Source organism: Variovorax brevis (assembly GCF_030317105.1).
Classification (GTDB): domain Bacteria; phylum Pseudomonadota; class Gammaproteobacteria; order Burkholderiales; family Burkholderiaceae_C; genus Variovorax; species Variovorax brevis.
Map to the genome: position 1 here is coordinate 1 of NZ_JASZYG010000035.1, position 13909 is coordinate 13909.

Sequence of the window (13909 nt, forward strand, 5' to 3'; positions counted from 1 at the left end):
AACGCAGCATGGATCAACCCACCACCATCGGAGACCGCCGACCCAACATCACCACAGCCCTGCACAGTAAATTCATGAAGCCGGGTGTAGCAAACTCATTGACACGTTCCGCCCGGCGAACGACTGCTTTCTAGAAGCGTGCAAGGTCGGCTCAGGGCCCATGAGAGACCTTGGGCTCGGCAGCGCGAACTTCTGCTTCGCATTGCATAGCGGGCATCGAATCTGACGGTGTTCTTGGCCGAGTTTTCAGGTTCCGACCATGCGGTCGCCGCTGCCGGAAGGTGCACCGGCTAGCCAGGGGAGAAAGGCGCCTCCGCGTATCCAGAGGTCGCGCCCCCGTCCATAAGCGGTACTTATCAAAAAGGAACTCTAAGCGGCTTACAACGGCGCCGCCTCTTATGGATACTCGTTGCCAGTTTCAGCCACTGTCTTGCAGTAAATCACTAGCCTCCCAATGGCCTCGAATCGCCAGATCATCACCGCTATCGACAGCCATGCACACGTTTTCGTGCGAGGCTTGCAACTGGCATCGTGGCGCCGGCATGCGCCCGACCACGATGCAACCTTGGACGAGTACCTGGCACTGCTCGACCGGCACGGCGTTTCGCACGCGGTCCTAGTTCAACCGAGCTTTCTGGGTACCGACAACAGATTCATGCTTGACGCCATCCGCGCACAGCCGCAGCGCCTGCGCGGCGTCGCGGTCATTGAGGCGGATGCGGACGACGACCAACTTCGTTTGTTGGCCGACGGGGGCATCGTCGGAGTCCGACTTAACCTGATCGGCCTGCCAGTCCCCGATTACACACGCGGCCCTTGGCAGCGCTTCCTGGCGCGCGTGCGAGAACTCGATTGGCACGTCGAACTGCATTGCGAGTTGCACGAACTTCCGCTCGCTGGACAGCCCGTGCTTGATGCCGGCTGCAACTTGGTGGTGGATCATTTCGGACGCCCCCAAAGGTCGGGCAATCGGGGCCTCGAATGGCTGCTTGAGGCCGCACGCTCCGAGCGAACTTGGGTCAAGCTCTCCGCGGCGTATCGCAACTGGACTGACATGAACGGCCCTTCGGCGTGCGCGGCGGCGCAGACCCTGCTGGACACATTCGGTGCCGCACGGCTCGTATGGGGCAGCGACTGGCCGCATACGCAACATCTTGGCGTAGCCAACTATCCGACTGCACATGCCGCATTGGCCAAGTGGGTACCGGATGCCGCAGCGCGACGCTCCATCTTGATCGACACGCCAGCTCAACTTTTTCACTTTCTACCTGGAGACAACCATGCGGAATAGAACATCTCGTCGGCTTTGGCTGGCACATCTCGGCGCGGGCGGCGCAATGCTACTGACGTCGGTGGTTGCACAGGCACAGGCCTGGCCGTCCAAGCCCATCAAACTGGTCGTGAGCTACCCGCCCGGCGGTACTGTCGACGCCGTCGCGCGTGTCATCGCGCCTAAGCTCTCCGTTCGCCTGGGGCAACCTGTCATCGTGGACAACCGCGCGGGAGCAGGCGGTGCGATCGGCGGCGATCTAGTGGCGAAAAGCCCTGCGGACGGCTACACGCTTTTGCTCGACGCCTCCAATCACGCTCAGAATCCGGCTCTCCGCAGCAAGATGCCGTTTAACACGCTAGGCGACCTTGCCAGCGTGTCTTTGTTGGTCAAGGTCCCCAATGTCTTGGTCGTGAATCCCGCAACATCGATCAACAGCGTCAAAGACCTTCTGTCGCAGGCCAAGGCCAAGCCGGGGCAGATCGACTATGCATCCTCGGGCAACGGCTCGGCGCAGCACCTCGCCGGGGAACTGTTTTCTTCCATGGCGTCCGTCAAAATGAACCACGTTGCCTATAAGGGCGGCGGGCCGGCGCTCACCGACGTGATGGCCGGTACGGTACCTGTTTTCTTCGCCAGCCTGGCCTCAAGTCTGCCTTACATCCAGGGCGGCAAGTTGCGCGCCGTCGCTGTGACCGGCAAAGCACGCTCGCCTGTTCTGCCTCAATTGCCGACTGTGGCGGAGTCGGGCTTGCCAGGTTACGAAGTTTACGAATGGAACGCGGTGTTCGCCCCGGCCGCTACGCCAGCCCCCGTGGTGGAGCGGCTGTCCAAGGAACTTGCTGCAGTGCTCGCGGAGCCCGACGTCCGCACTCGCCTGGAAGGCATGGGGGCCGAAGTCGTTGGTTCGAACCCTGCCGACCTCGACGCGTTTCGCCGTGCCGAACTGACCAAGTGGACCAAGCTGGCAAAGGACAACAAGATACAGCTTGACTAAGGCTCCCGCTCAGAGACGCAGCATCGCTGCGAAGATGTCGGCAAACGTCGGACGCGAGCGCGCAAGCCACATTGCCGCGAGTTCGAAAGACGGTAGGCTGGCCCCGTCCCGAATCTCGGCGTAGCAGACCCCCTCGTGTCGCAACGCGCGCACCGAGCGGGGGAGCAAGGACCAACCTAAGCCAGCAGCGACGCAAGCCAACACCGTGAGAGTACGGCTTGCATCCTGCACGATCCGGGTCTCGTGGCCCGCGCTTCGAAGCGCGCTGAGCATCTGGGTACGCATGGTTGGAATGTCGTGCTCTGGAAACCACACCAAACCAACCTTCGAGATCTCGGCCATGGAGACGCGGCTGTCAGTGGCTAACTTGTAATCGACTGGAAGCGCGGCCACCATGGGTTCCGCGCCGACCCTCAGTTCGTGAACCCGCGCGTTCACGGACACCGGAGGATGCAGCAGGGCAATATCGATCCGCCCACCTTCCAGTGCCTCGACTTGCTCCGCATTGCTCATCTCACGCAGAACAACATCGAGCTGCGGGTGCTCCGCGTTCAGCCGTCGAAGAGCGCGCGGCAGTACGTCGTAGACGGCATGGGTGACAAAGCCGATCGTCAGGCGCCCGGCGCGGCCGGCGCCCATCGCTCGCGCTCGCGCAGCCGCGGCGTCGCCATGAGCAAGTGCCGCCCGCAGATCTTCAACTACGGCCAAACCGACTTCGGTCAGCTCCGCACCGCGTCGATTACGCGTGAACAGCTTGGCGCCAATCTCTTGTTCCAACCGATTCAGCGTTTGGGTCAGTGCCGGCTGCGCCAGGCCCAGCTCTTCCGCTGCACGCGTCAGGCTTCCACCGTCCGCGATAGCAACGATGCAGCGCATCTGACGTGTGTCCATGAGCCGGCATTCTAGGCAGGGCGGCTCGCTTTTCAATAAGCGAGGCTTATGTAAACGCAACGGGGTACGCCTTACGCCACGCCCGCTGCGTCCGCATACTGACTGCTCCGCTACCCACTACAGCGAGACATCACACACCATGGAAACTTTGAACACCCTGTCCCTCTCGCGTCGGCAATGGTTGAAGCAGACCTCAGTGATCGCGCTGGCGGGCAGCCTGCCACTCGTTGGCCAAGCGCAGGCCGCGTGGCCGACCAAACCATTGCGGCTGGTGGTGCCGTTCTCCCCGGGTGGTAGTTCGGAAATCGTTGCACGCTCGGTGGCTGCGGAGATGAGCAAGACCATCGGCCAAAGCGTTTTCGTCGACAACAAGCCCGGCGCCGCTGGAAATATCGCCATGCAGGAAGTGGCCAACTCCGAGGACGGGCACACGTTCATTCTGGGTCACATCGGCACGCTGGCGGTGAATCCCTTCATCTTCGCCAAGCTACCCTACGACCCGGCAAAAGACTTCGTTCCGGTGAGCCTCCTGTCCAAGGTGCCGAGTCTGTATGTCGTGCACCCGGACGTCCCCGCAAAGGACCTCAAGGAATTCGTCGCGTATGCCAAGAAAAACCCAGGACAGCTCAACTATGGCTCGGCAGGCAACGGAAGCGCCGGACATCTTGCATTCGAGTACCTGAAGATGGTGTCTGACATCAACCTCTTGCACATCCCGTTCAAAGGCACGGGTCCCATGCTGACCGATCTCATGTCAGGACGTCTGCAGGCTGCGTCGGTGGGCGCACCAGCGCTGATTCAATTTATCAAGGCCGGCAAGCTGCGCTGCATCGCTACGGGAACCACGGAGCGACTGCCGCAGTTGCCCGACGTTCCCACGGTAGCCGAGCAGGGGTACAAGGGATTCGAGATGACGCAGTGGTACGGCCTGCTTGCGCCTTCCAAATGGCCCAAAGCAAACGTCGCAAAGCTGGAGGCAGAGGCCATCAAGGCGGCGAAGACGGCAGCCGTACGGGACAAATTGGCTTCAGACACGGCCTTAGCTATCGGCAGCACCGCTGCGGAGTTCGACGCATTCATCAAGAGCGAGCAGGCTCGCTGGAAACCGGTGATCGCACGAGCCCAGATCAAGGCCGACTAGCTTGCATCTCTGCGGCCAATCTCTTCATCGCCCCTTTGCGATGGGGGAACGCTGCCGCTTCCAATCGTCCAAACGGAGACACCTTCATGCAGATCACGGGTATGTTGCACGGCGCGCGGCTGCTGCAGTTCGCTGGTTTTCCCGCCACCGAGGTGCTGAGCCCAGCGGCCAGCGAAGAGGAAATCAAGGGGCTAATCGACAACTACGGGCTCATTTTTATCAAGCCCGTCTTCAAGGGCGGCATCGGCAAGAAGGGCAAGGCTGGGCTGCTGGGCCGTGCCACCGACCTCAAGACCGCGCTGGCCGAGAAGGAGCGCCTCTACTTTGCAGAGCACCAAGTGGGCCACGTCAAGGCCAAGGCCAACGGCGTGACCTTCGAGGCGGGCGTGCCGGCCAAGCACGAGGTTTACTTCTCGATCAGCGACTCCACGCGCTTCCGTGCGCCGACCATGACGCTCACGCACATGGGCGGTATGGACATTGAGGAGCTCGACAAGGGCCAAGTCGCCATGGTGCCATTCGATCCACTGACCGGCCTCAAGGCCTTCGTTGTAGCCAACGCGCTGACCGAGATCGGCGCGCCCAAGGAGATCATCTCCCCGCTGGTGCAGCAGCTGCCCAAACTGTGGGAGCTGTTCCACGACTTTGGCATGACCACGCTAGAGCTCAACCCGATCCGCATGCGCGAGGACAAGAAGGGCCGGCTTACGCCGGTGGCCTGCGACTTCTGCAAGTTCCATTCAGGCCAACGTTCGATAAAGCCTTCATTTGCGCGAAGCGCGCGCGCCTGTCGCTGTGATGGCCTTGCAGCATGTTTCCCGACGTACTGAAGTGGTCCTCCACGCTGCGAAGGTCCAATTTCGAGGTGGACCTGCCGTCCAAACTGAAATCCATCAATGGCCGCTTTCTGAAGCCGCCGTCATTTGTCATTTTGGGTTGAATGACTGCAGGCAGTTGCGGATTCAACCGGACGATTGCACCTCAAGACGCGCGGCGCCACTGCACAACCTACGCTACTTCTTTGTCAATAGCAGTTGGCCCATTTTCTGAAGCCTCGCCTTGAGGCCGGTGGCGATGACGCCGAGGAAACCGGGCAGCTCAAGTTCCATCGTTACTGTGGCATCGAGGACTTGGATGACCCCGGAGATAGTTTGACCCAGCGCCGCGACGCTGAAGATGAGCCGGTCACCGTCCCAGCGCTCGCTGGGGGCCCCGCCGCTGCCGGGCAACAGGTTGATGATCTTCGCGAAACCGCCCTCGATGCGGCGTCGTGCCTCGGCGCGGCCGAGCTGATGTGGCATGCTGATGATGATGTGCGAAGCCATACGCATAGGGTGCAGCGAATCGACGCAGTGGGCAAGGGCCTGCAGGGGCAACGGGCAGCTCCGCAGCGATTGCGGTTGTACCCGGGCGCGGGTCGAATTCAAGCTGTTCGACAGATTCCGGTCTTCCAAGTGTGAAGGCGCCCGCATCATCTACGGCCGGTCTCAAGGTAATGAAGTCGTAGCTCGGCTGCATGCTCTCGAGCGACTCACCCTTGCACCATCGAACGGCCGCTATCTTGGCCAGCCGAGTGGAAGTCTGGGCCCAGTCCAGTCCTTCGATGCCGCTCGCTGGGCGTCCGCAATGTGCGGAAGCAGTCGTAGAAGCCGAGGAAATACGTCGGCTCTCTTGTGCCACGAGAGTCACAATTTTCAACTTCTACACTGAGGCGCTCGGCGCGGCAGGATCAGCGCGTTTTTGATCGTCGGCGTTCCGTGCACCTCCCTGTCGTCCGACAATGGCGCCGTCTCGATTGCGGCTTGCCTTCAGGCAAGATACCCACATGCAGAGCGTCGAACTCAGGCATCGACTCCTGGTGATTCTGGCCGCGGATGCGGCTGGCTACTCGCGCCTGATGGCCTTGGACGATATAGCCTGCCTGAATGCGCTCGATTCAGCGCGCCGCGTTTTCGAAACGTACATCAAGGCCTATGGCGGCCGGTTGATCGACACAGCCGGTGACTCCGTGCTTGCCGTCTTCGAGACGGCGAGCGGCGCAGTGAGCGCGGCAATCGCGGCCCAGGAGGAGATCGCGACGCAATCCAGTGACGTGCCGCAAGACCGCCGGATGTTGTTTCGTATCGGCATTCACCTCGGCGACGTGCTCGAAAAAGGCGATGGCACTGTGTACGGTGACGGGGTCAACATCGCGGCGCGCCTGCAGACGCTCGCGCAGCCAGGTGGCATGACTGTGTCGCAGGCCGTTCACGGTGCGATCTCCCATCGATTGCGCACAGCGTTCGAGGACATCGGCCTGCAGATGATCAAGAACATCGCAACGCCTGTGCACGCGTTCCGGCTCCTGCATGCTGAACAACGACCGCAGCACGACGTCTCGGCCGCACTTGACGCACGCCGCCCCATGTCGGCAACGATGCCAGCCGCCTTTGCGGGCCAACCCGCGAGCACTCGCTCAACGCTGCCACCGCCGCATCCCGCGCTGCTGGGGCGTGAAGATGATTTGGCCGCGCTCGAGAAATTGTTGACAGCGCATCGCCTCGTCACTGTGGTCGGCGCCGGTGGAATCGGCAAGACTTCGCTGGCGCTGTGGGCCGGCACCACAGCGCAGGCGGCCCATCCAGATGGCGCCGCGTGGGTCGAACTTGGCCCCATCAGCCATCCGGCCTTGCTGTGCGCCACGGTGGCGCGCGCCGTCGGCTTGCCCGTCGGTCGCGGCGACGACCCGCTTCCTTCGCTGCTGGCGGGTCTAAAGACACGGCGCATGCTGATCGTGCTAGACAACGCAGAACACTTGCTCGGCGCCGTGGCGCAGCTCGCCGAGGCGGTGATCCGGTTGACGCCGGGTGTGCGCTTGCTCGTCACGAGCCAGGCCGCACTCCGATGCGAGGACGAGCACATCCTGCGATTGGGTGCGCTCGCGATTCCCGACTCCCAAACGACGCCCGAAGTGGCCGCGGGTTTTGGCGCGGTGGCCTTGTTTGTGGATGGGGCCAAAGCCGCCAACCGGACATTCGCGTTGAGCGAAGGCAACGTGGACAACGTAGTCGCGATCTGCCGCGGATTGGATGGAATTCCACTCGCCCTGAAGCTTGCGTCGGCGCGCGTGTCCTTGTTCGGATTGAGCGGGCTGGCTTCGCAACTGCCTGAACGGCTGCGTGTGCTGGGTGGAGGCAACCGCAATGCGCCACCGCGCCAGCAAACGCTGCGAGCTGCACTCGACTGGAGCTACGGGCTCCTGAGTGCGACCGAACAAACCGTGTTCAAAGGCTTGGGCATATTCGTCGACGGGTTCACGCTGGCACTCGCTTCCGCGGTCACGGTGGATGCGCGAGGCCGAGCGATCGACGGGTCGGCGCTTGTCGATGCGCTGGCGGAATTGGTCGATCGCTCGCTCGTTGTTGTCATCGATCGCGGCGATCTGCCTCGATACCAATTGCTCGAAAGTGCCCGTGAATACGCATTGGATCAACTGCGCGCAGCGGGCGAACTGCATGAGGCGCAGCATCGACATGCCAAGGCGATCTTGCGAAGGTTTCAGGGCGGCGACGAGAGCCTTTGGGTCACTACCGATGTCGCGTGGCTTGCCGCATGCGCGGCGGAGCTTGGCAACCTGCGCGCAGCGCTCGAATGGAGCAAGTACCACGACTTGACGCTTGTGCTGGCGCTGGCCGGTTCGTCGGCGCATTTCTTCACGATGATGGGCCTGATGCACGAGTACCGTCGGCGCAGCGCGGAACTCGCGGACCATCTCCCGTCCGACGTGGAGCCGGCCGTCCTCGCAGCGTTCTGGCTCGGAAGGGCGCAAGCGATGGCGTTGTCGAACTACCGCGAGATGCGTGTATGTGCCATCAAGGCCGCTGATTTTCACCGGCAATCGGCCAGCGCGCGCGGTCTTTATCTTTCGCTTTGCTTCTGGGTGATGGCAGGCCCCACGCCGCCGGACGAAGGTCGACGCGTGCTCGACGAACTCTCAAACCTGGAAGATCCGCATTGGCCGCCGCGCCTGCTTGCGTACCGACAATTGGCGACCTGCACAGCAATGATGTATGCGAACGATCCCGTAGGCATGCAGTTCGCCGGCAAGGCAGGTCTGGCGCTGGCGAAACTCGCAGGCGCTGACCGCTCCGCTGCCGTCTTCGAGTGTCACATCGTGCGGTCGGACCTCACGCTCGGCAACGTGGAGGGAGCGTTGTCTCGCGCCCGCAATTTAGTAGCGCACGAACACCGCCGGGGCGGACTGCTCAACGCTTCACTAGGTTATCTAGCGGTCGCCTTGTTGATCGCCGGCGACTTGCTCCAGGCACGCGTAGTGATTGCAGACTTCTTCGACTGCTGCCGCAGCGCTGAATGGGACGGCTTCGACGATTTCGCTGGGATTCCCATACGGTTGACGCTTGGCGAACAACGCCACACCAGCGCTGCGCGCCTTGTCGGCTACCGCGACAAGGCGACGCATCGACTAGGACGCGAAACGCCGTTCGGCGCCGCCTTGCGGGCTCACGCGCTGGCTGCATTCGAGGGTCACCTAGACGACGCCACGGTTCAAAAGCTAATCGCCGAGGGCCATCAAATGCGCGAGGAAGACGTCTGCGCAGTCACGCTCGAAGCCGGCAATTGATCTTTCGCACAATAGAGGGCGGTGCCTGAGCGCGGTGCGTGGAAACGAAAAAGAAACTTCATCGTCGTGTGCCTGTTCCGACACTGGCTTATGCCGGAAAACCGCAGTGACCGCAATGTGGGCGACAACAGTCGTAGCGGACGAGCGCGACCGACTGGTCATGGCCGCGAGTACCAGTTCGCTGCCGCGCTTGGTAGCTGACCTTCACACGATCGCGCTATTGGCCAAGGGCTGCGATCAGCGAGTTTGGCGGACAGGCAGTCTCGGCCATGAGCAGTCCTTGGCTCGCGCCCATCGTCCAGCAGGTCAAGACTGGCTGCTGCCATTCGGATTTGTCTGCCGAATGGCGGCGCTTGTCAAAGCAGCCCTTGGCACTGCGCTTCACGCACGGCCGGTCCACCTTCGGGACTTGACCTTCGCCGACAACTTCAGGAGAAGCCGCCTTTGGGCGACGGCGTTAAATGTGAGTGACGACGTGCGTTTTGCGGGAGACTTCTCGCCAAGGCCTCCCGGCGGCGACTCGGGCGACTGGACCGATCAACCGGCCACGCGCACCGGCGCCGAAGCCTTGGGCGGCGCCTGCGCCAAACGACGCTGGCTGCGCAACCGGTTGATCATGAATATGGCTGCCTGCATCACATGCTGGCGCGCCATCTCTTCCACCGCTGCGCCGTTGCCTTGAACGACCTCTGCGAGCATCGCCTCGTGCTGGTCCCAGATGTCGCGCGGCTTTTCGTCGCGCATCAGCACCTCGCCCATGACGCGCTGCGTGGAGGTCCACTGCGCCTCCATGCTCGGCGCGATCAGCGGGTTTTCGGAGAGATCGTAAATGAAGGCGTGGAACTCGCGGTCGGCGGCGATCATCGCCGCGACCGACTTGCTCTTCACCGCTTTGCGGCCCTTCTGGATCAGCGCTGCACCGTTCTTGCGTGCCCGCTCGGCATTGAGTTCGGCGGCCTTGCGGAATGCCAGCCCCTCGAGCACCGCGCGAATCTCATACATGCTCTGCACATAGTCGAGATCGAGCGGCGCGACGATCAGGCCACGACCCGGGGCGTCCTTCAGCACCCCCTTGTTGCGCAACAAGAGAAGCGCCTGCTGCACCGGTTGCCGTGAAACGCCGAGCTCCTGCGCGATCTGTTCCTGGATGATTCGCTCGCCCGGCGCCAACCTGCCCTCGGTGATCTCGTTCAGGATCGCCTCGTGGACCTGTTCCACCAACTTCGGTTGCAACGCCAGTTCTTTCATCCGTTCAGTATAAATTCGGCTGTAACAACTTGAATTCGGTATGCGGCCTGCCGTCAGGGTTTCTCCTCCTCAAAAGGGATGCTCAAGAAGCTCGCCAGCGACGCTCGGCGTCGTCCCAGGCACCAAGGGGTTGCAGATCAGGCACCCAAGCCAAGCCGGACTTCGCGTCGGACGAGGCCGGCTCCGGCGTGACGATGACGTCGAGCAGCGCCGGCCTGTTCGCAAGCGCGCGCTGGATCGCCGCCGGCAGATCCTCGGCACGCTCGACACGTTCGCCATGCAGTCCGAAGGCGCGCGCCATTGCCGCGTGGTCGGCGTACTGCAGCCGCGTGCCGACGACCTTGCCGAAGTTCTCCTGCTGGTCGCGCACTTCGATCGCCCAGCTGCCGTTGTTCGCCACCACGATCAGCACCGGCGCCTTGTGGCGCGCCGCGGTGTCGATCTCCATGGCGTTGAAGCCGAACGAGCCGTCGCCGGTGGCAACGACCACGGTGCGGTCCGGCAGCGCCAGGCTCGCTGCGACACCGAAGGGCGTGCCGACACCGATGCAGCCCAATGAACCGGGGTCCAGGTAGGTCGTGGCTGGCAGGCCAACGCGCGCAAAGCTCAGGAAGTCGCCACCGTCGGCGACGAGCACCGCGTCGGCCGGCAACGCTTCGCGCAATGCGGCGACGAGCCGGTTGGGATGCATGCGGCCGTCGCTGCCGTCGGGAGCGGACTTCATCGACGTGACCAGCTTGTTCGCGCGTTCGAGGTGCTTGTCACGCGTGCTGCGCGACCACTCGCGATCGGCGGCGCCGCGGCGGCCTTCCGTGGCCTGGATCAAGGCATCGAGCGCGGCGGACGGCGTGGCAAACAGCTCGACGGCACCGCGGCGGTTGTCGCGCAACTCGCCGGCGCAATTGGCGATGCGCAGGAACCTGGCATCGCCGAACACCGCGGGCGATCCGTAGGCAAGCTGGAAGTCCAGGCGCCGGCCCACGGTCACGATCAGGTCGGCCTCGGTCATCACCGAACCGCGCATCGCAGCGACCACGGCCGGGTGGTCGTCGGGCACCAACCCGCGACTTTCGCCGGTGTCGAGGTAGAGCGCGCCCACGCGTTCCAATAGTTGCGCGATCTGTGGGCCGGCGCCGCGTGCGCCTCGGCCTGAGATGAAGAGCGGCTTCTTCGCCGACAGCAGCAGGTCGGCCGCGCGCTGCACCGCCTCGGGGTCGGGCAGGAAGCGGTCGCGCGTGCGGCCCTGCATCTGCTCGGGCAAGACCAGCGCGCGCGGCACTTCGCCGCGCAGTGTGTCCACCGGGAAGTCCAGATACACCGGCCCCGGCTCGCCCCCTTGCCCGAAAGCGCACGACACGGCCGCGTCCAGCTCCTGCAGCACCAGTTCGGGCTGCCGCACGGTGCGCGCATAGCGGGTGAGCGGACGCACGAAGTCCGTGTGGATCATGTCCTGCAACGCACCGCGGTTTTCCTGCTGACGTGGCGGCGTGCCCGAGAGCACCAGCACGGGCGCCTTGGCCACGTAGGCGTTGGCGATGCCCGTCATCGCGTTGGTCACGCCGGGACCGGCCGTGACCAGCGCCACGCCCAGCCCGCCGGTGAGTTCGGCGTGGGCATGTGCCATGTAGACCGCGGCCCGCTCGTCGCGCACGTCGATGATGCGGATGCCTTCGGTGTCCAGCCGCATCCACAGCGGCATGATGTGGCCGCCGCACAGCGCGAACACACGGTCGACGCCTCGGGCCTTGAGGAAACGGGCGACCAGCGCGGCCGCGGAATACTCGGAGATGATGGGAGCTTGCGCCATGGTGTGAGTCTTCGTAGAGGGTTGTGGTTCAGAGCAGGCCGAGGGAAATCCAGGGCACGGCGGCGACGATTGCCAGGCCCACGATCAATGCGATCACGTAGGCGACGATCGGCTTCATGCCTTCGGAGGGATCGACGCGGCCAATGGCGCAGGCGGCGTAGTAGCCCACGCCGAAAGGTGGTGCGAACAGGCCAATGCCCATCGACAGCACAACCACCATTGCGTAGTGCACCTCATGCACGCCGATCTGGCGCGCGATGGGGAACAGGAGCGGTCCGAAAAGCACGATCGCCGGAATCCCCTCAAGCACGCTGCCCAGGATGATGAAGGCGACGATCGACACCGCCATGAAGGCGATGGGGCCACCGAGCGCCGACATCGCGGCGGCCAGCGTGTTCGAGAAGCCCGATTGCGTCAGCGCCCACGCCATTGCCGTGGCCGTGCCGATGATGAACAGGATCGCGCCGGTGAGCGCGGCCGTCTCGATCAGCATCGGCACCATGCGGCTCCATTGCATCTGGCGGTAGAACACGACGCCGGCGACGATCGAATACGCAATGCCGAGCGTGGACACCTCGGTGGCGGTGGCCACGCCATTGACCACCGCAGCGCGGATCACGAAGGGCAGCAGCACCGCGGGCAGCGCCACCAGCAACGCGCTGCGGATCTGCGCACCGGTGGCCTTCTTGACGTGCGAGAGGTCTTCGCCGCGGTAGCGCCACCAGACCACGGCGCACAAGGTGGCCGCCAGCACCAGCCCGGGCAGCATGCCGCCGGTGAAAAGCGCCGCGATCGACACGCCCGTGACCGAACCGATGGTGATCAGCACCAGGCTGGGCGGGATGGTCTCGGTCTGCGCGCCGGTGGTGGCGAGCAGCGCGACCAAGTCGCCGTCCTTGGCGCCACGCTTGCGCATCTCCGGGAACAGCACCGGCGCCACCGCCGCCATGTCGGCCACCTTCGAGCCCGAGATGCCCGAGACCAGGTACATCGCGCCGAGCAGCACATAGGACAGCCCGCCGCGCACGTGGCCCAGCAGCGTCGCGAGGAAGGCGACCATCGCCCTCGCCATGCCCGTCATCTCGATCAGCAGCCCGAGGAACACGAACAGCGGCACCGCCAGCAGGATGATGTGCGACATGCCCTCGTCCATGCGCCCGACCATCACTTCCAGTGGCAGGCTGGTCGTCAGCGCGAGGAAGCCAAAGGTTGCAAGGCCAAAGGAGATTGCGATCGGCACGCCCATCAGCACGGTCACCGCGGTGACGCCGACGAAGAAGATCAGGAGGTTCAAGTTGCCAAGTGCCTTCAACGCCGGACCGAGCGCCCTGAACACGAGGCAGGCGACCACGACCAGTGCAATGGCGCCGAAGACCCGCTTCCAGTCACCCACCCGCAGCAAACGTATTGCCGCCATCAGCGCCATCAGCGCGAAGCCCACCGGCAATGCCGCGGCGCGCCATGCGTTCGAGATCTCGAGCGCAGGTGTCGTGACGGCGACTTCTTCCGACGCGAACTCGAAAGCGGGAAAGACGACGAACATCAAAAAGGCCAATGCCGCAGCCATGCCCACCGTGTCGAGGAAGGCGCGCGTGCCGGGCGACACTTTCGCGACCAGCGCCGTCATGCGCATGTGCTCGCCGCGCCGCAGTGCGACCACGGCGCCGAGCGTGGCCAGCCACAGGAAGAGGATCGACGCCACTTCGTCGATCCAGGTCAGCGGCGTGTGCAGGAAGTAGCGCGCGATCACGCCGGCCAGCAGCAGCAGGACCTCGATCGCGATCAGCAGGGCCGCGATCCATTCGATGCCGCGTCCGAGCGTGAGCTCGACGAACCCGGCCGCGCGCGCGGCGATGCCCCCAGACAGCGGCGCGGGCGGGATGGAGGATGCAGGGTGCGCCATGGGCGTCTCGTTCGCGGGATGAACGGTCGCG

At 63.8% G+C, this 13909-nt stretch carries 9 protein-coding genes and 1 pseudogene; 5 read left to right on the plus strand and 5 right to left on the minus strand.

All coding sequences use genetic code 11. The features are described 5' to 3' along the window. Positions 1-454 precede the first annotated feature (454 nt). Both QTI66_RS37335 and QTI66_RS37340 read left to right on the plus strand, forming a co-directional pair. Complete coding sequence (locus QTI66_RS37335; protein WP_286565423.1) at positions 455-1291, plus strand: amidohydrolase family protein; 837 nt, start codon at positions 455-457, stop codon at positions 1289-1291. Further along, positions 1281-2267 carry a tripartite tricarboxylate transporter substrate binding protein gene (locus QTI66_RS37340; protein WP_286565424.1) on the plus strand — a complete coding sequence of 329 codons (987 nt, stop codon included), beginning with the start codon at positions 1281-1283 and terminating at the stop codon, positions 2265-2267. Before QTI66_RS37335 ends, QTI66_RS37340 begins: the two co-directional genes overlap by 11 nt. A 9-nt stretch (positions 2268-2276) precedes the next feature. On the opposite strand, the gene QTI66_RS37345 is transcribed toward QTI66_RS37340, so the two are convergent. Next, positions 2277-3158 carry a LysR family transcriptional regulator gene (locus QTI66_RS37345; RefSeq protein ID WP_286565425.1) on the minus strand — a complete coding sequence of 294 codons (882 nt, stop codon included), beginning with the start codon at positions 3156-3158 and terminating at the stop codon, positions 2277-2279. Between the two features lie 139 nt (positions 3159-3297). On the opposite strand from QTI66_RS37345, the gene QTI66_RS37350 reads away from it, so the two are divergent. Both QTI66_RS37350 and QTI66_RS37355 read left to right on the plus strand, forming a co-directional pair. Continuing rightward, entirely contained in the window at positions 3298-4299 is a 1002-nt protein-coding gene (locus tag QTI66_RS37350; protein WP_286565426.1) for a Bug family tripartite tricarboxylate transporter substrate binding protein, read from the plus strand. A gap of 86 nt (positions 4300-4385) precedes the next feature. Beyond that, positions 4386-5036, plus strand: a pseudogene (locus tag QTI66_RS37355) (ATP-grasp domain-containing protein); the annotation flags it as partial. Between the two features lie 276 nt (positions 5037-5312). On the opposite strand, the gene QTI66_RS37360 reads toward QTI66_RS37355, so the two are convergent. Next, positions 5313-5675, minus strand: coding sequence for a polyhydroxyalkanoic acid system family protein (locus tag QTI66_RS37360; RefSeq protein WP_286565427.1), 363 nt, complete (start codon positions 5673-5675; stop codon positions 5313-5315). Between the two features lie 449 nt (positions 5676-6124). Here QTI66_RS37360 and QTI66_RS37365 point away from each other — a divergent pair, with 449 nt between their 5' ends. After that, positions 6125-8920, plus strand: a complete 2796-nt coding sequence (locus QTI66_RS37365) for an adenylate/guanylate cyclase domain-containing protein (RefSeq protein WP_286565428.1) — start codon at positions 6125-6127, stop codon at positions 8918-8920. 537 nt (positions 8921-9457) lie between these two features. Here QTI66_RS37365 and QTI66_RS37370 read toward each other — a convergent pair. The 3 genes from QTI66_RS37370 to QTI66_RS37380 all read right to left on the minus strand — a co-directional run bounded on the left by QTI66_RS37370 (position 9458) and on the right by QTI66_RS37380 (position 13878). Continuing rightward, entirely contained in the window at positions 9458-10168 is a 711-nt protein-coding gene (locus tag QTI66_RS37370) for a GntR family transcriptional regulator (RefSeq protein ID WP_286565429.1), read from the minus strand. A gap of 82 nt (positions 10169-10250) precedes the next feature. Next, positions 10251-11975: a 2-hydroxyacyl-CoA lyase gene (locus QTI66_RS37375; RefSeq protein ID WP_286565430.1), complete on the minus strand. Its 1725-nt coding sequence runs from the start codon at positions 11973-11975 to the stop codon at positions 10251-10253. 28 nt (positions 11976-12003) lie between these two features. Continuing rightward, positions 12004-13878 carry a TRAP transporter large permease gene (locus QTI66_RS37380; RefSeq protein WP_286565431.1) on the minus strand — a complete coding sequence of 625 codons (1875 nt, stop codon included), beginning with the start codon at positions 13876-13878 and terminating at the stop codon, positions 12004-12006. Between the last annotated feature and the right edge of the window lie 31 nt (positions 13879-13909).